The organism is Streptococcus sp. CCH8-C6 (assembly GCF_001557225.1).
Lineage (GTDB): Bacteria > Bacillota > Bacilli > Lactobacillales > Streptococcaceae > Streptococcus > Streptococcus sanguinis_C.
The window spans coordinates 42,727-68,687 of sequence record NZ_LSJN01000032.1 but is presented as its reverse complement, the minus strand read 5'-3'; the positions used below and the strand labels follow the sequence as shown (position 1 = coordinate 68,687).

The 25,961-nt window shown below is 43.5% G+C and carries 23 protein-coding genes; 5 read left to right on the top strand and 18 right to left on the bottom strand.

Annotation, left to right across the window (positions count from 1 at the left end; translation table 11 throughout):
* Window positions 1–115: 115 nt before the first annotated feature.
* The 13 genes from AX677_RS03430 to AX677_RS03370 all read right to left on the bottom strand — a co-directional run bounded on the left by AX677_RS03430 (window position 116) and on the right by AX677_RS03370 (window position 13,511).
* A complete protein-coding gene (locus AX677_RS03430; RefSeq protein WP_060976176.1) occupies window positions 116–880 on the bottom strand; it encodes an amino acid ABC transporter ATP-binding protein in 765 nt (254 codons plus the stop codon).
* A 12-nt stretch (window positions 881–892) separates the two neighbouring features.
* Window positions 893–1,579 (bottom strand): amino acid ABC transporter permease, encoded by a 687-nt coding sequence (locus AX677_RS03425; protein WP_002908663.1) that lies wholly within the window; start codon window positions 1,577–1,579, stop codon window positions 893–895.
* A gap of 3 nt (window positions 1,580–1,582) precedes the next feature.
* Entirely contained in the window at window positions 1,583–2,275 is a 693-nt protein-coding gene (locus tag AX677_RS03420; protein ID WP_060976175.1) for an amino acid ABC transporter permease, read from the bottom strand.
* 207 nt (window positions 2,276–2,482) lie between these two features.
* Complete coding sequence (locus AX677_RS03415; RefSeq protein ID WP_060976174.1) at window positions 2,483–3,367, bottom strand: transporter substrate-binding domain-containing protein; 885 nt, start codon at window positions 3,365–3,367, stop codon at window positions 2,483–2,485.
* A gap of 15 nt (window positions 3,368–3,382) precedes the next feature.
* The gene (locus AX677_RS03410) at window positions 3,383–4,384 is read right to left on the bottom strand and encodes a uroporphyrinogen decarboxylase family protein (RefSeq protein WP_060976173.1); all 1,002 of its coding nucleotides are present in this window, start codon (window positions 4,382–4,384) and stop codon (window positions 3,383–3,385) included.
* A gap of 88 nt (window positions 4,385–4,472) precedes the next feature.
* Window positions 4,473–4,673 (bottom strand): hypothetical protein, encoded by a 201-nt coding sequence (locus tag AX677_RS03405; protein WP_002928014.1) that lies wholly within the window; start codon window positions 4,671–4,673, stop codon window positions 4,473–4,475.
* 55 nt (window positions 4,674–4,728) lie between these two features.
* Window positions 4,729–5,775, bottom strand: a complete 1,047-nt coding sequence (locus AX677_RS03400; RefSeq protein WP_060976172.1) for a uroporphyrinogen decarboxylase family protein — start codon at window positions 5,773–5,775, stop codon at window positions 4,729–4,731.
* A 212-nt stretch (window positions 5,776–5,987) separates the two neighbouring features.
* Window positions 5,988–7,037 (bottom strand): LLM class flavin-dependent oxidoreductase, encoded by a 1,050-nt coding sequence (locus AX677_RS03395; protein ID WP_060976171.1) that lies wholly within the window; start codon window positions 7,035–7,037, stop codon window positions 5,988–5,990.
* Between the two features lie 230 nt (window positions 7,038–7,267).
* The gene (glmS, locus tag AX677_RS03390) at window positions 7,268–9,079 is read right to left on the bottom strand and encodes a glutamine--fructose-6-phosphate transaminase (isomerizing) (protein ID WP_060976170.1); all 1,812 of its coding nucleotides are present in this window, start codon (window positions 9,077–9,079) and stop codon (window positions 7,268–7,270) included.
* Window positions 9,080–9,278: 199 nt separating this feature from the next.
* A complete protein-coding gene (locus AX677_RS03385; protein ID WP_060976169.1) occupies window positions 9,279–10,607 on the bottom strand; it encodes a hypothetical protein in 1,329 nt (442 codons plus the stop codon).
* Window positions 10,608–10,842: 235 nt separating this feature from the next.
* Window positions 10,843–11,532 (bottom strand): VIT family protein, encoded by a 690-nt coding sequence (locus AX677_RS03380; RefSeq protein ID WP_004193549.1) that lies wholly within the window; start codon window positions 11,530–11,532, stop codon window positions 10,843–10,845.
* Window positions 11,533–11,689: 157 nt separating this feature from the next.
* Complete coding sequence (locus tag AX677_RS03375; protein WP_060976168.1) at window positions 11,690–12,670, bottom strand: AraC family transcriptional regulator; 981 nt, start codon at window positions 12,668–12,670, stop codon at window positions 11,690–11,692.
* A gap of 19 nt (window positions 12,671–12,689) precedes the next feature.
* Complete coding sequence (locus tag AX677_RS03370; RefSeq protein WP_060976167.1) at window positions 12,690–13,511, bottom strand: oxidoreductase; 822 nt, start codon at window positions 13,509–13,511, stop codon at window positions 12,690–12,692.
* 66 nt (window positions 13,512–13,577) lie between these two features.
* On the opposite strand from AX677_RS03370, the gene AX677_RS09315 reads away from it, so the two are divergent.
* The 4 genes from AX677_RS09315 (at window position 13,578) to AX677_RS03355 (ending at window position 16,810) form a co-directional block, all read left to right on the top strand.
* The gene (locus tag AX677_RS09315; RefSeq protein ID WP_156445979.1) at window positions 13,578–13,736 is read left to right on the top strand and encodes a hypothetical protein; all 159 of its coding nucleotides are present in this window, start codon (window positions 13,578–13,580) and stop codon (window positions 13,734–13,736) included.
* 26 nt (window positions 13,737–13,762) lie between these two features.
* Entirely contained in the window at window positions 13,763–14,566 is an 804-nt protein-coding gene (locus AX677_RS03365) for a Cof-type HAD-IIB family hydrolase (RefSeq protein WP_060976166.1), read from the top strand.
* Between the two features lie 58 nt (window positions 14,567–14,624).
* On the top strand, window positions 14,625–15,557 hold the full coding sequence (locus AX677_RS03360) for a LacI family DNA-binding transcriptional regulator (RefSeq protein WP_060976165.1): 933 nt from the start codon (window positions 14,625–14,627) through the stop codon (window positions 15,555–15,557).
* A 107-nt stretch (window positions 15,558–15,664) separates the two neighbouring features.
* Window positions 15,665–16,810 (top strand): low temperature requirement protein A, encoded by a 1,146-nt coding sequence (locus AX677_RS03355; RefSeq protein ID WP_060976164.1) that lies wholly within the window; start codon window positions 15,665–15,667, stop codon window positions 16,808–16,810.
* Window positions 16,811–16,924: 114 nt separating this feature from the next.
* Here the strand turns inward: AX677_RS03355 and leuS are convergent, their stop codons facing one another.
* Window positions 16,925–19,426, bottom strand: a complete 2,502-nt coding sequence (gene leuS, locus AX677_RS03350) for a leucine--tRNA ligase (RefSeq protein WP_060976163.1) — start codon at window positions 19,424–19,426, stop codon at window positions 16,925–16,927.
* Between the two features lie 164 nt (window positions 19,427–19,590).
* Here leuS and AX677_RS03345 point away from each other — a divergent pair, with 164 nt between their 5' ends.
* Window positions 19,591–20,154: an isoprenylcysteine carboxylmethyltransferase family protein gene (locus tag AX677_RS03345; RefSeq protein ID WP_060976162.1), complete on the top strand. Its 564-nt coding sequence runs from the start codon at window positions 19,591–19,593 to the stop codon at window positions 20,152–20,154.
* Window positions 20,155–20,221: 67 nt separating this feature from the next.
* Here the strand turns inward: AX677_RS03345 and AX677_RS03340 are convergent, their stop codons facing one another.
* The 4 genes from AX677_RS03340 to AX677_RS03325 form a co-directional block, all read right to left on the bottom strand.
* Window positions 20,222–21,316: a glycerol dehydrogenase gene (locus AX677_RS03340; RefSeq protein WP_060976161.1), complete on the bottom strand. Its 1,095-nt coding sequence runs from the start codon at window positions 21,314–21,316 to the stop codon at window positions 20,222–20,224.
* 47 nt (window positions 21,317–21,363) lie between these two features.
* Window positions 21,364–22,032: a fructose-6-phosphate aldolase gene (locus tag AX677_RS03335; RefSeq protein WP_060976160.1), complete on the bottom strand. Its 669-nt coding sequence runs from the start codon at window positions 22,030–22,032 to the stop codon at window positions 21,364–21,366.
* A 14-nt stretch (window positions 22,033–22,046) separates the two neighbouring features.
* Window positions 22,047–24,488 (bottom strand): glycyl radical protein, encoded by a 2,442-nt coding sequence (locus AX677_RS03330; RefSeq protein ID WP_002896656.1) that lies wholly within the window; start codon window positions 24,486–24,488, stop codon window positions 22,047–22,049.
* Window positions 24,489–24,656: 168 nt separating this feature from the next.
* Window positions 24,657–25,958 carry a PTS sugar transporter subunit IIC gene (locus AX677_RS03325; RefSeq protein WP_060976159.1) on the bottom strand — a complete coding sequence of 434 codons (1,302 nt, stop codon included), beginning with the start codon at window positions 25,956–25,958 and terminating at the stop codon, window positions 24,657–24,659.
* Window positions 25,959–25,961: the final 3 nt, after the last annotated feature.

The following is a 25,961-nucleotide window of genomic DNA, read 5'->3' as shown; positions in this document are numbered from 1 at the left end:
ATTTTACATAATTTTTTAAAATAAATTTACAAATGTAATCAAAATTATCATTGAGGCCCTTTTTATCCCTATAAAGACGCTTTTTTATAATAAAAATCTGGACAGAATCCAGATTTTAAATCATATACTCTACACTATAGCTGGCATCCGACAGAATGCGGGACAGAAACTGTTTGGTCCGCTCTTCCTTCGGGCTAGAGAAGAATTCCTGAGGAGGATTTTCTTCGACGATATGGCCTCCGTCCATAAAGATGACATGGTTGGCCACATCACGGGCAAAGCTCATCTCGTGGGTCACAACGACCATGGTCACTCCCTCCTGAGCCAGCTGTTTCATGACGCTGAGAACTTCACCAACCAATTCCGGATCTAGAGCCGAAGTTGGTTCATCCAGCAGGATGACATCTGGCTTGACAGCAATGGCACGGGCAATCCCAATCCGCTGCTGCTGGCCGCCTGATAGCTGGGAAGGATAATAGTCCTTGTAGGCCAAGAGGCCCACGCGATTCAAGGACTCTTCCGCAATCTTAAGCGCTTCTTCCCTCGGTATCTTACGAGCTATCACTAAGCCTTCTAAGATATTTTCAAGGGCTGTTTTATTGGCAAAGAGATTATAATGCTGGAAGACAAAGGCCGTCTTTCTACGAATTTCCAAAATCTCCTTTTTGCTGAGCTTAGCCAAATCATAATCCTTACCAGACAAAGTCAACTGGCCGCCATCCGCTTTTTCTAAGTGATTCAGACAGCGCAGAAATGTTGTTTTCCCAGAGCCTGACGGTCCCAGAATAACTACAACGTCACCTTGATTGACCTTGAGACTGACATCTGCCAGCACCTGGTGCTCTCCAAATCGTTTGGAGATATGTTTTACTTCTAACATAATCTTTCCTTCCTAAGCAAGAGCGTAGCGCTTTTCCAAGCCCCTAAACATCCACTGAATCAAGCCACAAATAATGAGATAAATAACAAAAATCACCAGATAAGACTCTGAATACTGGTAAGAATGGGAGGCTTCTATCTTAGCCAGGGCTGTGATATCCTTGACCGTCATGACAAATACCAGCGAGGTTCCCTTGACTAGATTGATAACCAGATTGGCCAGATTGGGCAGGGCAGAGCGCAGAGCCTGAGGAAAAACAATTCTCCGATAGGCTTGAAAATTCGTTAAACCAATAGCCTGCGCCGCTTCTAACTGTCCTTTATCCACCGTCAAAATGGCAGAGCGCAGTATTTCCGACAAACTGCCTGTCGTCATCAGGCTATAGATGATGAAAGCATAGTAAAGTGGATTGAACTTAAAGACGTCTACCTGACTGCCCAGACTTTTAAAAATTTGATTCAGTAAACTAGGAAAAAGACTGTAGAAAAAGAGAATGAGCAAAATGGGCGGCGTCGCCCGAATAAAGGCCAGATAAACCACCGAAAAGGTCCGCACACCTCGAACTTTATAAATCTGCCCCAGAGCTAGAAGCAGAGCCGGAATAAAGCTGAGCAGAATAGCAACCACCATAATGATCAGGGTTACTGGTATGCCTTTCAAAGTAACCAGAAAGGTGTTTACAATATAATTCAAATCCATGCTTTACCTCTCCTTGACTGTCAGACTTTTTTCCAGAAGCTGGGAAGCCAATGAAACCACTAGGGCAATCCCCCAGTAAATCAAGGCCACCGCTGTATAGGTTTCTAGGGAATAATTGCCCAGATTACGACTGATAAGATTTTGCCCTGCTCCCATGACATCCACTGCCCCAATCGTATAAGCCAGCGCAGCATCCCGCATGAGGTTAAGTAGGGCAGTAGTCAGATTGGGCAGGGCGATGCGAAACGCCTGTGGCAGGACGATGCGCAGAAAAGTCTGCACTGGTGTCAAGCCAATACTGAGACCTGCCTCGGTCTGTCCCTTGGGAACAGCAAGATAGGCTGCCTTGAAGACTTCCGCAATCATTGCCGCAAAGAGCAAAATCATGGTGATGATAACAAAAACAGTCCGCGACCAATTATTGATATCCAGCCCCAGCCACCATTCTAAAAACTCTGGAATGCCATAAAAAACCAAGAAAAGCAAGACGATAGGCGGTGTACACCTAAGGATAAATATGTATCCTCTAGCCAGACTAGCAAAAGACTGCTCCTCGGCAATCTGAGCCCAAGCCAACAGACCACCCAGCAAGGAGCCAATCAAAGCTGTCACAAACATAATCCATAAAGTGGTCGGCAGAGCCTGCAGCAGACTAGGCAGCAGGTCAAAGACACGGGACAAGTCATACGAGACCATAATTTTATTCTCCTTCGACAGTGATTAGATAGAATAAGCTTCTCTTGGACGGAAACTTTCAGCTTGAAGCAGTCATGCTCTCGCCTAGCTATTCTCTTTGAAAATTCCTTCAAACAGCAGCAAGGTCAGCTTAGAAGGCACCAACTCTATATTCAGCCAGCTTCTCAGTCAGCCTTTTGATTTTCCATAATCAGCAGACAGCAGCAACTAATCCTTGTCCACATAAGAGAAGACATCTTCTCCGAAATACTTTTCAGATAGTTTAGCCAAGGTTCCGTCTTTTTCCAGTTCCTTAATTGCCTTCTCATATGCCTTGGCAAATTCTTCATTTTTTTCGTTTTTATGAAGCAGGGGATAGGTCGGAATCCCCTTGTAAGGGAACCAAGTCAGTTGATCCGCATACTGATGGTAAGAACCTTCTTTATCTGTCACAGCTTTTTCAAAAGACAGCTTGATGTCAAAGAAAGCATCGTAGCGCCCTTCCAGAACCCAAGCATAAGCATCAGCAACCTTGAAGGACTCTGCTGCAGTCAAATCAATAGGAGCACCGCTATGCTTTTTGTTATACTCTTCGATAACGGCCCATTGAGCATTCTGCGGAGAGATTGGCACCAACTTACCCTTTTCCTTGGCAAAATCATCAATTGTCTTGTATTTTTCAGCATCTTCCTTGCGGATAGTGAAACCGATAATGCTAGCGCCGATTGGGCTTTTTGGAATGATGAACTTCTTCGCCCGCTCTTCAGTGTACCATGCTCCCTTGGTTCCGATGTCGTATTTTCCAGATTCCAGACCGACTAAGAGATCCTCATCACTGGTACCAGTATATTCAAACTGATAGTCTGGCAGCTTTTCATCAATGGCCTTTAGAACAGCAACCTCATAGCCATCTGACTCACCTTTTTCATCCACAAAGTCATAAGGAACATAGTTCTGTGTATGTGCCACTTTCAAAGTCGTGACCTTACCGCCGCCTGATGCAGAGCTGCTTGTCTTGCTAGATGAAGCACCTGTCAAGGTCCGCCCCAAATAAGTCGCAGCTACAATAGCAATCACTGCTGCTCCACCAATAATCCATTTTTTCTTGCTCATTTTCTCGTTTCCTTCTTATGCTAAGCTTGCTGCTTGGCGAACCCACTGAATCCGCTCTGTCTTAATATCGCTTGGAATAGTACAGTCAGCCCCGATAATCAAAGCTTCCTTGCCAGCCTCTGCTATCAGCCGCTTGGTCTCATCTTGAATAGCCGCTTGGCTGCCCGTGTAAAGCAGGCCGTCCTTGCCATTTTCAAAGCCACCGAGGACAGTCCGGCCGCCAAACAATTTCCGGCCCTCCGCTAGGCTGATACCTTCTGGCCCCACTGCCCAATTGATGACCTGAGCTGGATAGTCAGTGAAAAGATGAACATCGTTTCGCGCGCCTTCGTAACCGCAAATGTGCAGGATATTCACTCCGCCAGCCGCATTGGCTGTTTCCAGCACCGCCAATTCACTAGGAGCAATAAAAGTCTTATAATCTTCTGCTGACACCCGTGCATCCTGAATGCTCTGAACGCTGAGGTAGATTCCATCCGCTCCAGCTCCCTTGATAATCCGCTCCGTCAAAGCCGCAATATCTTTAGCAATCACATCCAGCACCCGCTTCGTGAGCACCGCATTCTCCGCCAAGAAATCTGCAATGATATCATCTCCACCAGCAACCTTGCCAACCAACCATTTGAAGTAGGTCACTGGCGCAAAAATATTGTAAATAGCGACCAAGTCCTCTGTAAAGCCAGCCCTAATCTTCTGAACCAGTTCCACCTGCTCACTAATCCAAGGGTGGTCAGCACCTAGCGGCTCAATATCTGCTAACTCCTTGATAGATTGGACTTTTTTCAAGAGTTCATTAGGATAGGAAAAATAACCATCACTCATCAACTTGATAAAGTCTGGGTCGACTTCTGCCAGAAAAGCTTGATGACCAGCCAGATTTTTATCAATAATGGCCTGATTTCCAAAACCAGCCAGCCACTCATCCTCGCTGGTAAAATGATGCCAGAAACCAACTGGCACTCGGTCAACAGGCTCTCCTCTAAAAGCCTTCAGTACTAATTCTCTTTTTGAAGTCATCTTCTCTCCTTTTTCTATTGTTCCTATCTCGCCAATGAGTTGTTTCTTAGTTTTTTCATTGGGCTAATTCATCTTTTTAAGTAAAATTCTAATCAGACAAGAGCAGAGCAGCGATATCATTGGGCTGCATCAAGCCTGTTGACTGCTCTGGCAGTTTCTTGAGCACCTGCAAATCATCTTCTTTTTTGTCTGAAGACTGATGAGCATAAATCTGACTGATGCTCAGAAAGGTGCCTATTATCAAGAATATCAGAGCAAGAGCAGCAAGCCTTTTTTGATACCGATTCATCTATCTTCCTCCTTGAAAGAGTTGAAAATCACTCTCTAGGACTTTGGCAAGTCCGTCAGAACTGACTAGCTGCCTGACGAATCCAGTCCAGTCTTTCTATTTCGAAATCATCTGGTACTGTGCAGTCAGCACCTAGAATCACTCCCTGACTGCCAGTTTCAGCCAGCAGCCGCTTGATCTCAACCTCTAACTCTGCACGACTGCCCGTATTTAGAAGAGCCGCTCTGCCATTTTCAAAGCCGCCCAGAACAGTCTGACCGCCAAAGAGCTTGCTCCCTTCCGCTAGGCTGACCCCCTCATGATGGGTTGCCCAGTTAAAGACTTGAGCCGGATAGTCTTTGAACAGTTCCAAATCATTGCTGGCCCCTTCAAAGCCGCAGATGTGGAGAATATTCTGACCGCCAGCCGCATTTGCCGCTTCCAGAACCTTGACCGTACTAGGCTCAATATAACGACGATAACTGGTCGCATCTACCCGGCCGTCTTGAACTTGCTGGGTGCTGAGATAAATCCCCTCAATGTCCGCTTCCTCAATGATACGTCTAGTCAAAATAGCAATATCAGTGGCAATGACATCTAAAACATGTCCTGTCAGCTCAGGATCCTCTGCCAGAAAATCTGCAATTTCTCTATCTCCTCGCGACCCTTCCCGGCGGAACCAGCGCTTGAGATAGGAGACTGGCGCAAAGATATTGTAGAAGGAAGCGAGGTCCTCCGGATTGCTTGCTTTTACAGCCTTCACCATCTCAATCTGCTGCTCAATCCAAGGATGACCCTCACCGATAGACTGGATAGTAGCCAAGTCCCGAATGGACTCAATATGATCCGAATAAAGCGCGCTGGGATACTTAAAGAAGCCATCGCTCATAATCTTGACAAAGTCTGGCCGTGCAGCTCGAACATAAGCAGCATGCCCCTCAACACTTTTATTGAAAATCACTGGATTATCTAAGCCCAGCATCTTTTCCTCTTGGCTTACAAAGTGAAACCAAAAACCAACTGGTACGCGGTCAACTTCTTCACCCCGAAAAGCTCTCAGCACTAATTCTTTCTTGCTGACCATTACTTCCTCCTTCTTTGAATTTGTAATATATCTTACCATCCTCTCTTTCTCCTGGGAAATATATTTTCCCTATCAGCCTGATTAAAAATATTTATCAAAGCAAAATAAAAAAGCTAGACTAAGCTAGCTTTTTCAAGGTTTTTCAGCCTCCGCTGAATAACCTTATTTTTTGTACCCTTTTTAGATAAGTACCATATATATTTTCTATGGATGAGATAGGTAATTTTTATCAAAAGACTGCTACTCCAATCTTACTTACCCTTAGCTGCAAAATACTCCCGCACGAGCGGTGCAACCTTGGTGCCAAAGAGTTCGATAGACTGGAGAACCTGCTCATGCGGAAGCGATCCCAACGTCAGATGCAGCATGAAGCGGTCCAGTCCCAGCTCCTCTATCATCTTGATCAATTTCTGAGCGACATTTTCAGGGCTACCGACAAACATGGCCCCCTCTGGTCCTACCTGATCCAGGTATTGCTCATAGGTCATCTCCCGCCAGTGAGGGCGGTCCTTAGAGATAGCGTCCACTACCTGCTTGGTCGGATGGAAGTAAGTCCGGACCGCCTCCTCATTATCCTCCATGACCCAGCCCCAAGAGTGGGCAGCGATCTTCAACTTTTCATCTGAGTGGCCACTTTCCTGCCCAATCCGGCGATAGGCATCCAGCAGGGGCTTGAAGCGCTTAGGCTGTCCACCGATAATGGCATACGCAATTGGCAGTCCCTTCTGGGCGACCTTAATGGTGGACTCGACATTGCCCCCCGTCGCTACCCAAACTGGCAATGTTTCTTGCACCGCCCGTGGGTAGACTTCCCGATTTTCAATAGTCTGCGTCAGCTTGCCCTTCCAATTTAGCCGAGTCTCGGCACTAGCATAGAGGAGCAGGTCCAGCTTTTCATCAAAAAGCTCTTCATAATCCTTCAAGTCATAGCCAAAAAGCGGAAAGGACTCGATAAAAGAGCCACGGCCAGCCATGACCTCTGCTCTGCCATTTGACAAAGCATCAATCGTCGCATACTGCTGGTAGACTCGGATAGGATCCAAGCTCGACAGGACACTGACAGCACTGGTCAGGCGAATCTTCTCCGTCTTGATCGCACCAGCCGCCAGCACAATCTCCGGCGCAGAGACCGCAAAATCCTCCCTGTGATGCTCTCCAATGCCATACACATCCAGCCCCACCTTGTCTGCCAACTCAATCTCTGCTACCAGCTGCCGAATCCGCTCATCATGAGCATAGGTCTGCCCTGTCCCCTCCAGCGGCGTTGTCTCTCCAAAAGTAGAAATACCTAATTCCACCATGTTTTTGTCCTCCTGATATTTAAGATAAAAATATTTTATCACTAATTAGTGATAAATGCAAAAATGATGCTCAACCTATTTGTCCATCTGTATAAAATAGGATGACTGTCGTCAGCATGGCTTTGCCATGGTCGAAAGAGACTTCCAAAGAGCATGGTCACCAAAATACCATACCAAAAGCCCCAGAAAAATCTGAGGCTTAGTATTATTATCAAGATTCGTTAGAAAGCTTATTCTACAGTGACAGACTTAGCCAGATTACGCGGTTTGTCAACATCCAGACCACGGTGCAAGGTTGCAAAGTAAGCAATGAGCTGTGTCGGTACCACCATAGAGATTGGTGACAGGTAAGGGTGAACTTGGCTCAAGACAATATCGTCTCCATCCTTAGCCACATTTTCCTCAGCAATAGTCAAAACTTTGGCTCCACGAGCTACGACTTCTGAAATATTGCCCCGAGTATGGCTAGCCAAGACTTCATCAGAAAGCAGGGCCAAAACTGGTGTCTCGTCTTCAATCAGAGAGATTGTACCGTGTTTGAGCTCACCAGCAGCAAAACCTTCACACTGGATATAAGAAATTTCTTTGAGTTTTAAGCTAGCTTCCATCGCCACATAGTAGTCTTGACCACGGCCTATATAGAAAGCATTGCGAGTTGTTTCCAGAAGGCCACGGACCTTATTGTCAATCAACTCCTTTTCTGACAAAGTGGACTCAATAGACTGCGCAACTATGGACAGCTCGTGAACCAAGTCAAAGGCTGCCGCTTTTTCAGAAGCATTGGCATCACCAACAGCTTTAGCCAAGAAAGCCAAAGCAGCGATTTGAGCTGTATAGGCTTTAGTAGAAGCAACAGCAATCTCAGGACCTGCATGCAGCAGCATGGTATGATTGGCTTCCCGAGAAAGCGTAGAACCCGGAACATTGGTCACGGTCAAACTTGGAATACCCATCTGATTCGCCTTCACCAAAACCTGACGGCTATCAGCTGTCTCACCAGATTGGCTGATAAAGATAAAGAGAGGCTTCTTGCTGAGGAGCGGCATAGCATAACCCCACTCAGAAGCAATACCCAGCTCAACAGGTGTATCCGTCAGCTCTTCCAGCATACGCTTAGAAGCATAGCCAGCATGGTAAGAAGTTCCAGCTGCAAGGATATAGAGACGGTCAGCTTCCTGAACAGCTTTGACAATATCTGCATCTACTGATACTTGCCCCTTATCATTTGTATAAGCGCTGATTAGCTTACGCATCACAGTTGGCTGCTCATCGATTTCCTTGAGCATATAGTATGGATAAGTTCCCTTACCGATATCGGACAGATCTAGCTCAGCAGTATAGCTTTCACGCTCTAGAGTATGCCCGTCATAATCCTGCACTTCCACACTGTCTTTACGGACAATAACCAGCTCTTGGTCATGAATTTCCATAAACTGATTTGTCTCGCGAATCATGGCCATGGCATCTGAGCAGACCATATTGTAGCCATCACCCAGTCCAACTAGAAGAGGAGATTTATTTTTAGCAACATAGATAACATCTGCATCTTCTGAATCCACCAAAGCAAAGGCATAAGAACCACGGATAATATGGAGAGCTTTTTTAAAGGCTTCTAAAACAGACAAGCCTTCTTCTTCAGCGAATTTGCCAATCAAGTGCACTGCAATCTCTGTATCTGTCTGCCCCTTGAAGTCATGACCAGCTAGATAATTATTCTTAATATCAAGGTAGTTTTCAATCACACCGTTGTGAACCAAGACAAAACGGCCAGTCTGTGAAGTATGAGGATGGGCATTGTTTTCACTTGGTTTCCCATGAGTAGCCCAACGAGTATGTCCGATACCAGTAGTCCCAGCAACATCAATGCCAATTTTAGCATGCAGGTCAGCGATACGACCGACCGACTTGATCAGACTAGAAGTTTTTCCTGTTGTTACAAAAATTCCAGCCGAGTCATAACCTCGGTATTCCAGCTTTTCCAAGCCCTGCATCAAGATATCAGTTGCGTTGCGATTTCCGACAACTCCGACAATTCCACACATAACATTACTTCTGATTTCTAGCCTTAGAAACCAGCCCTTCTTATTAAAAATTGGTATAGTCTTCTTGGAGTCTAAAAACTCCAACAAAGCTAGTATACACACAGTTTTTTACTTTGTCAAGTATGAAATTGGTATAGTTGAAAATAAGATACGATTTTTTCTCTGCCATACAAAAGAAGTTGGGTTCCCCCAACTTCTTCTAGTTTGATTTCTCCGAATATTCTTTATATCCGTCAGTTGCAAGCTCTGCCTTCAACCCTTCATAGTCTTGAGTCCCCCAACTAGAAATTTTTTCTGCAGTTTCAAGGTCTAGATTGCCATCCTTCAATAAGTAAGCTTCATAACCATAGTACTTGTAACGTACATCAGTAGATCCACCAATTCCAGTGTGAGTTACTTTATAAACTGTAATCAGCGCAATTTTGCCAGTTGATGTTTTATCCTCACCAGGAATAACTTTTAAGTAGCTTCCCTGCGATTCCAAAACATAAGTATTAAATGAATCGTTTTTGTGTTCAGACTTGCTGTAATCTTCATTCTTCTTCAAAAGATCAGCAAAATTCTTCACATCTTTCAACTCTTTCAAACCTTCAACAGTCACTTCAACAGTCTTGCTATCAACCATTTTCCCTGAAGATTTCAGAGTATCGATATAATCTGAGCTAACGGCTAACGTTACTTTATCCCCATTTTTGAGGTTAGTAGGACGTTTACCATTTTCAAAATCGAAATAAGTTTCGTCGTCATCATTTTTGTCAATAGAGATCGTACCATAACCGTTAAATCCTGAGAAGGTTACTGGGGTCTCTTTAAGCAAATCAGCTGCTGATACCTTTTCATAATCTTTCAAGTCTTTAACTTCGAAGGTTTTCTTTTCAGCTTTAAATGGTGAATTTTTTGAACTTGTTGTTACAGTGAAAGTAATCTTATCCCCATTTTTTAGACCAGTTGTTTTATCAAATTCATAATGAACACTATTAATCATAGCTTCTGCTTGAACTATCTTAGATGTAAACTTGCTATCGCTTGAGACCTCTGCGTAAGTAATAGAGTCTTTTTTGGCTAAACCAGCCGCCTGTTCTTTACTAAAACCCGCTCTTTGGTAAGACAATTCTGCCACCTTTTCGGCAACATCCTGACTATTATAGGTCACAGTTCCAGATTCTTCATAACCTGAAAATTCAACTTTTACAATGTCAATCAAACTTTTTGGTTGAGATTGAATAACATTATAACCTATAAACGCTCCCACGATAACGGCCAAAGTTACCAAAGCCGCAATAACTTCCTTGCGTTTCGTTGCAAATAATCCTTTTGCTTTTTCAACCACTTGTTGGGCATCAAACTGTTGAGCTTGACTTGCAGCCGTCTCATTCTTTACTGGCTCAGTGTTTCCCTTTTCTACCACTTCTTTAGACTGATTATCTTGAACTTGCTTATAATCTGTTGATTTTACTTCCTCGACAGGTTTGTTTTCAACCTTCTCTACCGATTCTTCATTATTCACATTATTTACCGAATCACTCATAAAAAATCTCCTTTTTATTTTATTAGTATCATTATTAATATCATTCTAACAAATGAATGAATATTTGTAAATGCTTAATCAAACTTTATTGAGCCTGCATCTTTTTAAAATCCATTGATTCATGATAGACTAAACAAAAACTTTTATGGACTATTTTTAGAAAAATAATTTCATAATTAAAACTTTTATATAATTAAAAGCCAGTAAATCTACTGGCTTCAATATTTTCTACTATCTAAATTGCAAACACCTGTCCTACTGCATAGGTGACCGCCATGGTTAAAAGACCGATCACGAGGTTGCGAATCATAGCATTTTTGAGCGGTGCTTTGCCCAATCTAGCACTGGTATAGCCTGTTCCCAAGAGGGCCAAGGCCACAATCAGAACGGTTGCCCAGATACGGATAGTGGCTGGAAGCAGGATAATGGTAATCATAGGAAAAATCGCACCAACAGCAAAGGCTAAAAAGCTTGATACGGCAGCATGCCAAGGATTGGTAAACTCCTCAATCTCGATTCCATACTTTTCCTCCACCAAGGCCTCCAACGGATCCTGAAGAAAGGCCCGATTGGTCATGAGCTGGGCAGAAGTCTCACACTCGCCATTTTGAACATAGGCAGCATAGAGAGACTGCCTAGCGATATCTGGATTTTTTTCTAATAACTCCCGCTCTCTAGCAACAGCAGCTTCTTCTGTATCCTTTTGAGTAGAAACTGATACATACTCTCCGCCAGCCATAGAAAAGGCGCCCGCAAAGACTGCCGCCAAACCAGACAGAAAGATCATCCAAACATTGTCCGTCGCACTAGCTACCCCAATAACCACACCTGCTATGGAAATAATACCATCATTGGCTCCTAAAACCCCGGCCCGCAATATATTCAGCCGCCCACTAAAGTTCGTATCAATTTTATGTTCTTCCACTATTTTAATTTTCTCTTTCTTTTTATTTATAATGATTATAAATAAAACCCAAAACTAATACAAGAGAAAATCGAAAAATGAGAAAAGTTCTACTATTTAATAGAAGAAAGACAGCAGATTTCTACTATTCTGATACCTTTCAAGTTATATTTATATTTTAGGAGTATCTCTGAATCTCTTCTCGATACTCCGATATCGTCTTTCCTGTCCACTTTTTAAAGGCTCGTGAGAAGGAAGATACTTCCGAATAACCAAGCAAATAGGCTACATCTTCCGTTGTCATGTCAGGATTTTTGAAGTAACCAAAGGCTAGAATCTTCTGCACATTTTGCAATTCCTGGTTAAACTTAGTGCCTTCTGCTGTCAGGTTTCGTTGCAAGGTTCGGCTACTAATGCCAAGGGTCGCTGCAATATCCTCAATACCAAAGGCACCGCTTGGGATAGCCTGATAGAGTTTTTGCTGGACAATTCCTGTGAAACTTTCACTGGTCGTAGCTTCTGCCAAACGCTCCTTAAGTTGGGGCTCTAGGTAGTCTAGCATGACATTATTGGCAGTTAAAAATGGTTTCTCCAAATCTGACTTTTTAAAGACGACTTCATTGCCTTTCATTTCTTCCACGTGACAACCAAATACCGCAATACTCGCTTCTTCATAGACATATGGAGTCCCAACGTGTACTGGAGTGATGTTTTCTCCTGTCCCTGTCCGAACCAAATCGACCAATAACAACTGTTCGTTGAGGAGAGCGAAACGAGGCAAGTCAAACCCTGGATAATCATAGCGATAGCTCACACGGACAAGGTCCTCAAAGGTTTCAATACTAACGACAATGGGACCTGTGATTTTCTTGTATTTGGCAAAATGCTCCATCGCTGCGAGACCATTTTTCGACGAAAGTGCCGCAAAGAAAGGGGGCATGAACATCTGAATATCCTTGATACGGCTCATAGCGATAATCTGCTCATCATTGGCTACCTTATCAAAAGCCATCAAAAGATGGTAGTAATCCAGAGTTGAGAGATTCATCTCTTCTTTCCAGGTGGTATCTGGAAGATTGGCCAGTTCCAGAATCATATTCAGATCTAGGCCAATCAATTTCAAATTGTCAATATACTGCTGACTGAGACTCAGACGCATAGGATTCCTCCTTTTTCTCTTAAGAAGCCCGCTTCATGAGGGCATCAAACCAACGATCTGGCAAGATAGCATGCAAGAATACCAAAGGTTTAGCTCCCATACCTACTAAGTAGCGGGTTTTAGGGCGATGGCTATTGACTGCTTTTGAAATAACGTTTGAAATAACTTTAGGATTTGACATCATATTGCCAGAGTATTGCTTACGCATCCCTTCTGCTGCCTTGGTAGCTGCTACTTCATAAGCACCACCTTTAGCTGATTCGGCCAGTTTGTCAGCAGCGATGAAGCCCCAGTCCGTTTTAATACCGCCTGGTTCGATAATAGAGACATCAATGCCATAATCAGACACTTCCATACGAAGACCATCTGAAAAAGCTTCAAGAGCATATTTGGTCGCATGATACCAAGCACCAAAGTAGGATGTCAAACGACCACCCATTGAGCCCACATTAATAATGCAACCTGAATTTTGCTTACGCATATAAGGAAGAACGAGCTGTGTCAAGCGAGCTAGACCAAAGATATTCACTTCAAACTGCATCTTGGCTTCTTCAATCGTTACATCTTCAACGGCACCATATGAACCGTAACCAGCATTATTGACTAAGACATCGATACGATTTTCTTTTTTGATGATGAGATTAAGAGCTTCTTTAATGCTGGCATCATCTGTAATATCCAAACGAACTGGTGTCACACCAAAGGCTTCAAGTGGTTTCATGGCATCCACACGGCGGGCAGCGCCATAGACAATATGACCTTCTTTAGCAAGTTGTTCAGCAGTTTGGTAACCGATACCTGATGAAGCGCCTGTGACTAAGATAACTTTTTTGTTTGACATGTTGATTTCCTCTTTTGTTTCATTTGATTGATGAGACTATTATACGATACAGGAAGCGACAAGAAAATGACAGATTCTGACAACGGAATGACAATTTACGACAAAAGCAAGCGTATTTCTTCTACTATATCATTTTTAACCGGTCAAATACCTGAATTGCAATACTTTGTAAAATTTTTTAAAAAAATCATTGACATGGAACGCGTTCCACAGGATATACTTTAGAAAAACACCAAACGGAGGTTCATAATATGACAATCAAACGTATTTTTTGCGATATGGACGGAACGCTATTGAATAGCCAAGGCAGACTGACTGACAGTAATGCTAAACTTATTGCTCAGGCCAATCTTCCTTTCACTCTGGTTTCCGCACGAGCACCTATGGAGATGAAAGAGGCCATTAATAAATTAGAACTGACTGGCCCCCAGATTGGTTTCAATGGTGGATTGATTTATACCTACAAGCAAAATCAAATCAAAATCCTGCATCAGCAAGCTTTAGAAAGAAATGATTCCACTTATTTAGTCAACTTTATCAACCAGCATTTTCCTCACGTAAGTCAATCTTACTACGACTTAGAAAACTGGTATACCTATAAAATGGACAATGGAATCGACTATGAGCAACAATTGACCAGACTAGAGGCAACTATTATCGGGGAGGAGCAATACCTAAAAGTTCAAACAAGCATTTTTAAAATTATGCTCATCACTTTTGATGGAAACGAAATGAGAGCATTAAAAGCTAAACTCGAAGAATTAAATCTTCCAAATGTTTCTATACAGCAAGCTGGTGACTTCTACCTAGAAATTACACACAAAAAAGCTAAAAAATCAGTTGGAATTGACTATATAATCAAAGAAGAAAAGCTACATAAAAAAGAACTAGTCGCCTTCGGCGATGGTCACAACGATCTCCCTATGTTTGAACGGGTTGGACTGAGTATTGCAATGGAAAATGCTAGTCAAGCAATCAAAGACAGAGTCAGACTCATTACCAAAACTAACGATGAAGACGGTGTTGGCTATGGTATCCATCACTTTCTCCTGTAAATCCAAACTTGCCAACAACTCCTATCATTTGGTATAGTGTATAAAGAAAGGGGGTACTATGGTTTCCATACGTGACATCGCCAAACAATCTGGTTATTCTATCTCAACTGTTTCTCGCTACATCAACAAATCAGGTTATGTCTCACAAGAAGCTGCAAAAACAATTTCAGCTATTATAAAAGAACTAGATTACAGCCCTAGTCAGATTGCTAGAGACTTAAGTGCCGGCCATACTCGAAAAATCGGTGTTGTAGTGCCTCATGTTCGGCATACCTACTTTACTGAATTGATAAAGGGGTTGCTAGACGCAGCCCTAGAGAGTCATTACCAGCTCCTATTTTTACCATCAGACTACAGCATAGAAGCTGAGAAAGCCTATCTGGAACAGCTACGGAGCAATGCTTTTGATGCACTAATCTTTACTTCTCGGGCTATTGATATACAGACCATCGCTAGCTACCGAAAATATGGCTCTATTGTCTGTCTGGAAGAAACCGACTTACCTGAGTTAATTTCTATCTCAGTGGACCGAAAGCCCGGATATCAAGCTCTCTTTAAATGGATTCAGAAGAATAACCCCCAGAAAGTAGCTTTGTTATTCTCTCGAAACAGTCCAATCAGCCCCACTTTTCGTGAAACCCTATCAGTCTTTGAGGAAATTTTCAAGGGAGTGGAGTATGTAACTTTTGGGGGATTAATGAGATATGAGGATGCAGGATGGATTTTTGAAAAGCTGTGCATGCAAAAAGGTTTAGACTGCATTGTTTCTAATAGCGATGACTTAGCAGTCGGACTACTAGAATTCTATAAAAAAGCTGGTATAGAACCGCCACTCATTGTCAGTCAAACCAGTCAGTTGTCTGGGAAACTGCTCAATATCCCCAGCATTGACAACTATTCTTACCAACTTGGCACACTTGCTTTTAAGGCGGCTATTGCAAAAAATCCCCAGTCAATCTGCTTGCCATCAAAATTTCTAATCAAAAGATAATAAAAGTGGTTTAGGCCACTTTTTTAGTTTTGCTAGTTTACTTGTATCTCTTGATACCCGTTTTCTGTTATAATGAATTGTTAGAAATTAGCACGAAAGGATTTACAATGACAAATCTTATCAAACACAAACGGGTGGAATTTAGCGAGCTTTTTTATGACTTGGTTTTTGTCTATGCGATTTCCAAAACAACTGCCCTCATTCATCACCTTCACCACGGAGTCTTATCATTAGATGCTATCTTTGGTTTTCTCATGACACTTCTGGTTCTGGTCAATTGTTGGATGATTCAGACTGTCTACACGAATCGTTACGGAAAGAATTCTCTTTTCAATATGGTCGTCATGTTCGTCAATATGGCCATGCTGCTCTTGATATCAAACATGATTACTAATGACTGGCAGTCCTATTTTCATACCTTCTGCTGGACGATTGGGACACTGACCTTGACCTTATTTTTCCAATATCTGGTTGAATATCTTCGAAAATCTACAAGCTCTGCCAATCGTAAAAGCATCAAAGGTTTTCTTTGGATGACCGGTCTTCGAACTATTTTGGTCTACCTAGCTGCTCTCTTGCCAATTCATCTTGGGATTCATGTCTACATGACTGGGATTCTCCTGACCTTTATCATGCCCGTCCTATTGACTCGAAAAGTTTCCCATTTTCAAATCAATCTGCCCCATCTCATCGAACGCATTTCGCTTTTAGTTATCATCACTTTTGGTGAGATGATTATGGGCTTAGCTGATTTCTTTACCCTTGAACATTTCTCCATCCATTCTATCCTTTACTTCATCATTATGGTGAACCTCTTTATGAACTACTTTGGTCAGTTTGACCATGCCATTGATGAGAAAGGGGAGAATAAAGGAATCTTCCTAATTTATAGCCACTATCCGATTTTTATCGGCTTAATTATGGTCACTGTTTCCATGAGCTTTCTGGTTAATCCAGAAGCAAATCGTTTCTTTGCGACTAGCTTCTTCTATGCTGGTATCGGGCTCTTCCAAGCTGCGGTCTTGTCAAATGGTCGCTTCAACAAGAGTTACCTCCGCTATAACAAGTCCTTTTATGGGTTCCAAGCAGGAATCTTCCTTCTCGGATTGGCCTTTTCATTCCTTTTTTCAGCCAGCCCAACCATCGTCATTGCTATCGCAACTCTGATGACCTTAGCAATGGAAATTCATTTTACTCATTTTTATATGACACAGACCAAGAAATTCTCAAGTTTTGATTGGGAATTGTTCTAACAAAAGACCTTGAGAAAATTTTCTCAAGGTCTTCTTTGTATTTGATAACAATAGCATTTTGTTGTCTAATGCAGACTTGATTGAAATCTCCTGCAAATGCAATAAACAAACTGATTATTTCACCACGATATTAACTAGTTTATTCGGTACACTAATCACTTTCACGACTTCTTTGTCGGCGATTTCAGACTTGATTTTCTCATCTGCCAGAGCGATTTCCTGTAATTCTTCACGGCTCAGATCTTTAGCTACAACAAGCTTAGCACGAACTTTACCCTTGATTTGAACTACGATTTCGACCTCTGCCTCGACCAGCTTGCTTTCGTCATAAGTTGGCCAAGCTACATAGGAAATGCTCTCGCCAGTTTGAGCGACTGCCTGCCAGAGTTCTTCAGCCAAGTGCGGTGCAAAAGGCGCCAGCAATTGAATGAAACCTTTGGCGTATTCAACATAGAGCTTTTCTTCCTTGTTGGCTGCATTGACAAAGATCATGAGCTGGGCAATGGCTGTGTTAAACTTGAGCTCCTCAAGTTGCTCTGTGACAGACTTGACTGTTTCATGGTAGACCTTGTCCAATGCTCCGCTATTTTCAGTGACCAGCTCCTTAGAGTTAAGAAGTCGATAAACCCGATCCAGGAACTTGCGGCTGCCTTCCAGACCTTCCTCGCTCCAAGCGATAGATGCATCCAGCGGACCCATGAACATTTCATAGACACGCAGTGTATCGGCACCATATTGCTCTACTACATCGTCTGGATTGACCACATTCTTCAGAGACTTAGACATCTTAGCAGGTGCTTGCTCTAATTCTTCTCCCGTTTCGATGTTGAAGAATGAACCATCACGTTTTTCTACCTTGTCAGTCGCCACAAGTGCTCCACGGTGATCACGGTAGCTAGTCCCAAGAATCATCCCTTGGTTAAAGAGTTTCTGGAAAGGCTCTTTGGTAGGTACTACTCCAAGATCATAGAGGAACTTGTGCCAGAAGCGAGCGTAGAGAAGATGGAGCACGGCATGCTCTGCACCACCGATGTAAATATCAACTGGCAGCCAAGCCTTGAGCAGCTCTTCGTCTGCTAATTTCTCATTATTGTGTGGGTCAATGTAACGCAGGTAATACCAGCTAGAACCAGCCCATTGAGGCATGGTGTTGGTTTCGCGACGTCCTTTGACACCGTCTTCGCGAATCACTTCCAGCCAGTCAGTCAGATTGGCCAGAGGGCTTTCACCAGTACCAGAAGGGCGGATATCCTTGGTTACCGGCAGGACAAGTGGCAATTCATTTTCAGGAACAGAAGTTGAAGTACCATCTTCCCAATGAATGATTGGAATCGGCTCACCCCAGTAGCGCTGACGGCTAAAGAGCCAGTCGCGCAGGCGATAGGTGACTTTTTCGTTTCCGACACCTTCCGCTTCCAGCCAAGCAACCATTTTTTCAATAGCGGCAGCCTTGTCCAAGCCATCTAGGAAGCCAGAGTTAATATGCGGACCGTCTTCTGTATAAGCAGCTTCAGCAACATTGCCCCCCTCTAGAACCGGAATAATCTCTAAGTCAAACTGCTTAGCAAACTCCCAGTCGCGCTCATCGTGGGCAGGAACGGCCATGATAGCCCCTGTTCCATAGCTTGCAAGCACATAGTCGGCAATCCAGATTGGGATTTCCTTGCCATTGACAGGATTGATAGCATAAGCTCCTGTCCAGACACCGGTCTTCTCCTTAGCTAGATCAGTCCGAGCCAGGTCAGATTTGAGGCTGGCTGCATGTTTGTAGTCTGCTACTGCTTGGGCTTGTTCGGCACTTGTAATGGCATCAACGAGAGCATGCTCTGGAGCCAAAACAGCATAGGTTGCACCAAAAAGGGTGTCCGGACGAGTCGTAAAGACAGTAAAGTCCTTATCTGTATCCTTAATTTTGAAGGTTACATTAGCACCGGTCGATTTACCGATCCAGTTACGCTGCATGTCCTTGATAGACTCAGGCCAGTCCAGTTCCTCCAAGTCATTGAGCAAACGCTCTGCGTAGGCCGTGATTTTCAGCATCCACTGACGCATGGGCTTGCGGACAACTGGATAACCACCGCGCTCAGATGTGCCGTCTGGTAGAACTTCCTCATTGGCGATAGCCGTTCCCAGCTCTTCAACCCAGTTTACTGGCACTTCAGCTTCATAAGCCAACCCTTTTTCGTACAGTTTGGTGAAAATCCACTGGGTCCACTTGTAGTAATTAGGGTCAGTTGTATTGATTTCTCGGTCCCAGTCATACGAAAATCCTAGAGCATTTATTTGACGCTTAAAATTGGCAATATTTTCCGCTGTAAAGTCAGCTGGGTCATTCCCTGTATCCATGGCATATTGCTCAGCCGGCAGACCAAAGGCATCCCAGCCCATAGGATGCAGGACATTATAGCCCTGAGCCCGCTTGTAGCGGCTGAGGATATCTGTCGCCGTGTAGCCCTCTGGATGCCCTACATGGAGCCCCGCTCCTGACGGATAAGGAAACATGTCCAGCGCATAAAAGTTAGGCTTGTCCTTGTCCGTACCAGTCTTAAATGTATGGTGCTCTGCCCAATATTTCTGCCACTTGGGTTCGATTTCTTTGTGATTATAATAAGCCATTCTTTTCTCCATTTTTTGTACTGTTTCTATTATACCATTTTCAAGGGATTTTGAAAGACGGAATCCAGTTTTCATTAATAAAAACTATAACTCATCTCTAAGGAGTTAATCTCTAATTGACCTCTAAAATTAAAAGTTGTATAATTCTGACCGGAGGAATAATCATGAATTTACAAACTATTTTCACTTATGTTTTCTTTGTTATTTTTATTAGCACAGAAATGTGGATTAAAAATAAAACTAAGTCAAACAATGTAAACGATTCTGCAGATAAAGGGAGCCGCTACATCATTATCGGCAGTGTTATCTGCTGCTTATTTTTGATAAACGGACAATTTCTCGACTTTGTCCCCCACTTACCCAGCCTCACTATCTATCTTGGAATCCTCATCTCTCTAGCAGGGTTCGCATTGCGGGTCTATGCAGTCAATTATCTCGGAAAAAACTTCACACTGGCCGTTCAAACAACCGATAGTCAACAATTAGTAGACCATGGCCCTTATGCTATTGTAAGAAATCCTGCCTATACTGGCAGTATCTTGTCTATCCTTGGTCTATCTATCACATCACTAAATCCTCTGACAATCATTATCAGTCTTATTTTACTGGTGGTAGGATATAGCATTCGACTTAGAGTAGAAGAAAAAGCTTTAGGCAATCACTTTGGGAAAAATTACGAAACTTATTGCCAAAAGGTTAGATACCGAGTTTTTCCTTGCCTCTGGTAATCTCACCAAAAAACAAGCCACGCTGTCAACCCTGCGGTTGGAAGGTGGCTTGTTTTGTATTTTGCTTTTATTTATCCATATCCCTGACATATTGGTCGACTGCCAGGATGGCACCTGCAATGTCAGAAGCTGAAATCTCAAATGGCATCTGATGGATAGTTTCACCCTCAATCGTCGCTTGCTGACCAACTTTGAGCAAATCTTCATAGCTAGCATTTTCTAAATTCATTTCTTTCAGAGTTGTCGGCATTCCAATCTTTTGATAGAAGCGAATATATTTTTCCAATTCTTCTTTAGATCGATTTTCTAAGAAGAGCTGGGTCAAGGTTCCATAGGCAACTTTTTCACCGTGGGTCAGGTGGTGAATATCACCTGTGAGAGCTGTGAAGCCGTTGTGGATAGCATGGGCTGCTGCTAAACCGCCGCTCTCAAAGCCGACGCCACTGAGAAGGGTATTGGCTTCAATGATATTTTCCAGAGCTGGGGTCACGACTTTCGCTTCACAGGCTGCGATAGCCTGCAGGCCATCTGCAAACAATGTTTCTTCACACTTCTTCGCAATTGCTACACCAGCTAAGCTCTGTCTTTGTCCCAGCATGGTAGTGCCATTTTTTTGCTGAACAGCACGCGCCTCTACCCAAGTCGCCAAGCCATCTGCAATCCCAGAAGCTAGAAGTCGTTTTGGCGCTCCAGCAATCACTTTCGTATCCACCAAGACTAGTTCGGGGTTTTTACTATAGAAAATGTACTTTTCAAAGGCGCCATCTTCTGTATAGATAACAGAAAGTGCTGAAGTTGGGGCATCTGTAGAGGCAATGGTTGGCGCAATGACCACAGGACGTCCTAGTATATCTGCAATCGCCTTCGCACTGTCAATGGTTTTTCCACCACCTAGGCCAATAACCAAGTCTGCTCCGTCTTTTTCAGCCAGAGCAACGACCCGATCAATTTCAGCATCAGAAGCTTCTCCGTTAAAAGCGACATGCAGCACATGAAAGCCATAACGGGTAAGGTAGTCATTGAACTTTTCCCCAACAATCTGGTAAACCACATCATCACAAAGCAAGACTGGATGGCTGCCTAACTGAAGAATCTGTTTTGCATTTTCAAACAGGGCATTTTCTCCCTGAATATAACGAGACGGGCTTGCAAAAATTCTCATAGAACACCTCTTTCATTTATTCATAAATAGAGCATTAAATATGCCTTTTAAATGCATTCCTGACTGTGAATTGCTGACCAGTCAGCAGCAAAGTCATCTACTGCCTTAGCGATAGACGGCATGGCAAAGGCTGCTGCAAAGATATCTGGTCCTGCTGTAATGGCTTGGGCCCCATCAGCAAAAGCACGATTGATTTGGCCAACATTCTTAAAGGAAGCTGCCAATATTTTGCTGGCGGAATGATCCCGCTCAATCGCCTGAGCCAGCTGGCTGATGACAGCATCTGAATCAATATTGAGATTTTCCATGCGGTTATAGTAAGGAGCAAGATAGTCAGCCCCCGCTTCAATGGCTAATAGCCCTTGAAAGGTTGTATAAATGGCTGTCGCTGTAATCTTGTAGCCCTCTGCTTTGAGAGTTTTGATAGCTGCCAGCCCAGCCGGTGTGACCGGAACTTTAATGTAGACAGCATCGCCGCATTTTTTTCGAATTTCAGTAGCATCTTTCAAGATTCCCTCATAATCCTTGGCAACAACCTGCACATGGATAGATGGACCCTCTCCTATGATTTCCCGAACAGCGCGAATCCGTTCAAAGAAATCTATTTTTCCTTCTTTTTTTGCGATGGTCGGATTGGAAGTCACTCCCGCCAAGGGGAGAACTTCCGACCATTTTTTTATCTCCTCTAAATTTAAAGTATCAAGCATGAATTCCATAAATTGGACCTCTTTTACAATGTGTGCTCCGTACGTCCGATAATATCATCTTGTGTCGCCTTGGAAAGCACATTGAAGAAAGCAGAGTAGCCTGCAACGCGAACAATCAAATCGCGGTGTTTTTCAGGATGCTTCTGAGCATCAATCAAGGTTTCCCGAGAAACGACATTGTATTGGATATGATAGCCATGCAGACGGTTAAAGAATGTACGAAGCAAGGCAATAAGTTTCACTTTATCTTCTTCCTTAGACAGGGTCTGAGGATTGACTTTTTGATTGAGCAGAACGCCTCCTACGATTTCGTCTGTCGGTAATTTGGAAACAGATTTCAATACAGAGGTCGGGCCGTTCTTGTCCATATTGTGGGAAGGAGAGCAGCCTTCAGCGAGCGGTGTTCCGGCATTGCGGCCATCTGGTGTCGCCAAGGTACCGCGACCTTGACCTACATTGGCTGAAATAGAAGATGTTCCAGAGTAGCGGATACCGCCAATTGGACCGCGACCATAACGGGTATTTGGATATTTAGCGATTTCATCCACATAAATATCATAAGCATCTGTCACTAGCTTATCTGCGTAATCATCATCATTACCATATTTCGGTGCATCATGAATCAACATCTCTTGAATTTCTTTACCACGCTCACCTGCATAGTCCGTTTCAAGTGCATGCCAGAGTTCAGCTGGAGTCAGCCTGCCTTCCTCAAAGACCAGCTTCTTGATAGCCGCCAGTGAGTCTGATAGATTGGCAATACCGACTTGAAGACCGGAAATATAGTCATAGACAGCTCCGCCCTCTTTCAAATGCTTGCCGCGTCCGATACAGTCATCTGTCAAAGCTGAGCAGAGGATATCCGGCACTTCTCTTTCAAGAGATAGGTCGATAGAATTTTCCACGATGACACTCATGCGGGTCAAATGGCGCAAGGTCTTGTCCCAAGCCGTTTGCAGCTCAGCAAAGCTCTTCATATCTTTAAAATGACCGAAGCTTGGCGCAAAGCGCTTGCCAGATGCCGGATCAATCCCATCGTTCATAGTGATAAGAAGCACCTTAGGGAAGTTCATGTAGCTCATACCTGTACAACGGTAGCCCCATTTACCAGGCACAGCAGTTTCCACACAGCCGATAGCACTGTAATCGTATGCATCTTCTTCCAAAACGCCTTTGGCGATAAAGGACGGAATGATGATTTCATCATTATTGAAAGCCGGCATACCGAAACCAAGCTTCATGACTTCGATACACTCATTCATAAAGCGAGCATCTAAGCCTGCATGATAGCGAACAGTCAGATTCGGCTGAGGAAGATGAGTTTGAGCTACAGATTTCAACACAAGGTAGGAAAGCGGGTTGACTGCATCTCTCTTATCTCTCGTTTGGCCACCGATTGTCACATTTTGATAAAGGGGACTGCCCGCAGATGAGAATGTGTGGGCCTGGCTGCGCACTTTATTAATGGTAATCGTCTTAATCCAGAGATTGGTTAAGCGTTCTACAATGCTAGCCTCTGTCTCACGTCCAGCTTCCAAATCCGCCTTGACATAAGGATACATGTACTGGTCAAAGCGTCCATAAGAGAGTGAATGTCCGTTGGACTCAATCTGAAGGATACACTGGATAAACCAAACAGACTGAACAGCTTCAGCAAAGGTTGATGCTGGCTCGTACGGCACTTTAGAACAGATTCTAGCGATTTCTAAGAGCTCTTGACGGCGCTTAGGCTCTGCTTTTTCAGCAAGCTGATTGGCCAAGGCCACAAAACGCTCCGCATAAGCTTTCACAGCATCTACTACGATGAAAATGGAATCATAGAAGTGGTATTTATCAATACTAGCCGGATCGGTCAAATCCAAGGCTTCCTTAGCTGCGCGAGCTTTTTCTTCAAAACCTTTCAGTCCATAGGCCAAGAGTTTTTGATAGTTGACCGCCAAGTGAGCATCCCCAGAGTTCATCTTTCCTTCCATGCCAAAGAAGCCAGTTTCCATATAAACCTGAACTTCCTCTGGAAGTAAAGCTCCAGCTCTCGCACGGAGGTTATTGTTTTCCCAGAAAGGAGCGATGCTGCGGAGCTGCTCTTTGGTTTCCTCTGTAATGTAGAAGACGTCTCCGTCCCGCTTCTCAAAAAGATCTAGTTCATTGAGTACAAACTCTAAAGTATACTCTGGGAAAATAGGCGCGTCTTTATTAGATGAAGCCTGATTACCGACAATCATCGTTTCATCTTCGATATAAAGCGTCATATTTTCCAAAATCTCTTTGAGCATGTAAGCACGTTTCAACACATTTGGCTTTTCCTTATGCTTATCATAAGCCTTGGTAGCTAGGACAGCACGCTCTGCGTCAATATAGGGCTTTTTATTTAACACATCTTCCCGATATTTATTCATCCGCTCTGTTAAGCTGCCAAAATAGTCTGTTTTTATTGTTGTTTTTTCTACTTCTTTTACTTGAATCATTTGGCCACGACCTTTCTTATGAAATTTAATTTATTTCTTTCGTAACTATTGTAACATGCAAAATCCTAGAATTCAATCATTTATAGGCGATTACAGAATTAAAGATTTTTTGCACATTTGTGCCATCTGAGCCAAGAAACTTTTGTGTTTTTATCCATCAAAATCAGATTACTCTTCATTTTTCAACTCGTTATTGTAGGCAATCTTATCCTGAAACTTCACAAATGGGAAATAGACAAAGGCGGACATGGCTAAGATGACAATTTGAATGACTGCTCCTTGCCAGCCAGCGACCATAAAGCCAGAAATGATAGCCGGTGTACTCCAAGGCAAAGTCACACCTGCAAATGGCTGCATAAAGCCGACCGCAATCGCCATGTAGACAATCAAAGCGGCTAGAACCGGTACCAAAACAAAGGGCAGGAACATGACCGGATTCATCACAATCGGAAAGCCAAAGACAACTGGCTCGTTGACATTAAAGATTGCCGGGAAAGCAGCAACTTTCCCCAGGGCCTTATACTGCTTGGACTTGGCAGCAAAGAGCATGGCTACGACCACTCCAAAAGTGATACCGGATCCCGATAAGATAAGAAAACTATCCAAAAATTGCTGGGTCACAATATGAGCGTCTTGACTGACTGACAGCTTATCTGCAGCAAGTAAAGCCTTATTTGCATCCAGGTTGGACAATAGTAAGGCTGTTACGACGCCATTGACAACGGATTGCCCATGAACACCAAACCACCACAGGAAAGAAATGAAGAAAGCAATACCGATAGCTCCATACAGAGAGCCCGTCAGACCTTGCAGAGGCACCTGAATAACATCGTAAATCATCTCAATAAAGGTACCGCCACCAGTCGCTATCTTGGCAATAATGTAAACAAGCATTGACAGCAAGAAAATAACGAAAGCTGGAATCATGGCTTCAAACTGCTTGGCAATCGCTTGAGGAACCTGCTCTGGCATTTTGATGACAATATGCTTTTGAATGAAAATCGTATAGATACTGCCAACTGCCAGACCAATGAGAATGGCCCCAATGATTCCTTGTCCGCCAAACCAGACCTTGGCAATCGCATCTGCAATCGCCTCACCCTTTTCTGGTATGTAGGAGGATTTTAAGAGGATAAAGAAAGAAGAAAGAGACAGCACCCCTGCTGGCAGAGGCTCTACGCCGCTGTTCTTGGCATAAGAATAGCCGATTGAAAAACAGGAAATCAGCCCCATAATGGCAAAGGTCCCTGAATAAACCTGCATAAACGGTTCTGTCCAGTCTGCCCCAAACACACCAGCAATGGCTTGATTTAGACCTTCAAACGGTAATTGCCCTACAATCAAGAATAGACTTCCCACAACTGTAAGAGGCAAAATTGCCAACATACCGTCTTTTAAGGCGATAATCCCGCGCATATTGACAAACTTCATAATCGGCGCAATGATTTTTTGAGTATCCACTTTAGACATAAC

Coding starts and splice junctions, on each gene's coding strand:
- AX677_RS03415 (WP_060976174.1), bottom strand. CDS start 3,367: ATGAGCAAGAAAAAATGGATTATTGGTGGAGCAGCAGTGATTGCTATT.
- AX677_RS03360 (WP_060976165.1), top strand. CDS start 14,625: ATGGTTTCCATACGTGACATCGCCAAACAATCTGGTTATTCTATCTCA.
- AX677_RS03375 (WP_060976168.1), bottom strand. CDS start 12,670: ATGCGTCTGAGTCTCAGTCAGCAGTATATTGACAATTTGAAATTGATT.
- leuS (WP_060976163.1), bottom strand. CDS start 19,426: ATGGCTTATTATAATCACAAAGAAATCGAACCCAAGTGGCAGAAATAT.
- AX677_RS03430 (WP_060976176.1), bottom strand. CDS start 880: ATGTTAGAAGTAAAACATATCTCCAAACGATTTGGAGAGCACCAGGTG.
- AX677_RS03355 (WP_060976164.1), top strand. CDS start 15,665: ATGACAAATCTTATCAAACACAAACGGGTGGAATTTAGCGAGCTTTTT.
- AX677_RS03410 (WP_060976173.1), bottom strand. CDS start 4,384: ATGACTTCAAAAAGAGAATTAGTACTGAAGGCTTTTAGAGGAGAGCCT.
- AX677_RS03335 (WP_060976160.1), bottom strand. CDS start 22,032: ATGGAATTCATGCTTGATACTTTAAATTTAGAGGAGATAAAAAAATGG.
- AX677_RS03345 (WP_060976162.1), top strand. CDS start 19,591: ATGAATTTACAAACTATTTTCACTTATGTTTTCTTTGTTATTTTTATT.
- AX677_RS03325 (WP_060976159.1), bottom strand. CDS start 25,958: ATGTCTAAAGTGGATACTCAAAAAATCATTGCGCCGATTATGAAGTTT.
- AX677_RS03395 (WP_060976171.1), bottom strand. CDS start 7,037: ATGGTGGAATTAGGTATTTCTACTTTTGGAGAGACAACGCCGCTGGAG.
- AX677_RS03400 (WP_060976172.1), bottom strand. CDS start 5,775: ATGGTAAGATATATTACAAATTCAAAGAAGGAGGAAGTAATGGTCAGC.
- AX677_RS03340 (WP_060976161.1), bottom strand. CDS start 21,316: ATGAGAATTTTTGCAAGCCCGTCTCGTTATATTCAGGGAGAAAATGCC.
- AX677_RS03365 (WP_060976166.1), top strand. CDS start 13,763: ATGACAATCAAACGTATTTTTTGCGATATGGACGGAACGCTATTGAAT.
- AX677_RS09315 (WP_156445979.1), top strand. CDS start 13,578: ATGACAGATTCTGACAACGGAATGACAATTTACGACAAAAGCAAGCGT.
- AX677_RS03330 (WP_002896656.1), bottom strand. CDS start 24,488: ATGATTCAAGTAAAAGAAGTAGAAAAAACAACAATAAAAACAGACTAT.
- AX677_RS03405 (WP_002928014.1), bottom strand. CDS start 4,673: ATGAATCGGTATCAAAAAAGGCTTGCTGCTCTTGCTCTGATATTCTTG.
- AX677_RS03420 (WP_060976175.1), bottom strand. CDS start 2,275: ATGGTCTCGTATGACTTGTCCCGTGTCTTTGACCTGCTGCCTAGTCTG.
- AX677_RS03370 (WP_060976167.1), bottom strand. CDS start 13,511: ATGTCAAACAAAAAAGTTATCTTAGTCACAGGCGCTTCATCAGGTATC.
- AX677_RS03425 (WP_002908663.1), bottom strand. CDS start 1,579: ATGGATTTGAATTATATTGTAAACACCTTTCTGGTTACTTTGAAAGGC.
- AX677_RS03385 (WP_060976169.1), bottom strand. CDS start 10,607: ATGAGTGATTCGGTAAATAATGTGAATAATGAAGAATCGGTAGAGAAG.
- glmS (WP_060976170.1), bottom strand. CDS start 9,079: ATGTGTGGAATTGTCGGAGTTGTCGGAAATCGCAACGCAACTGATATC.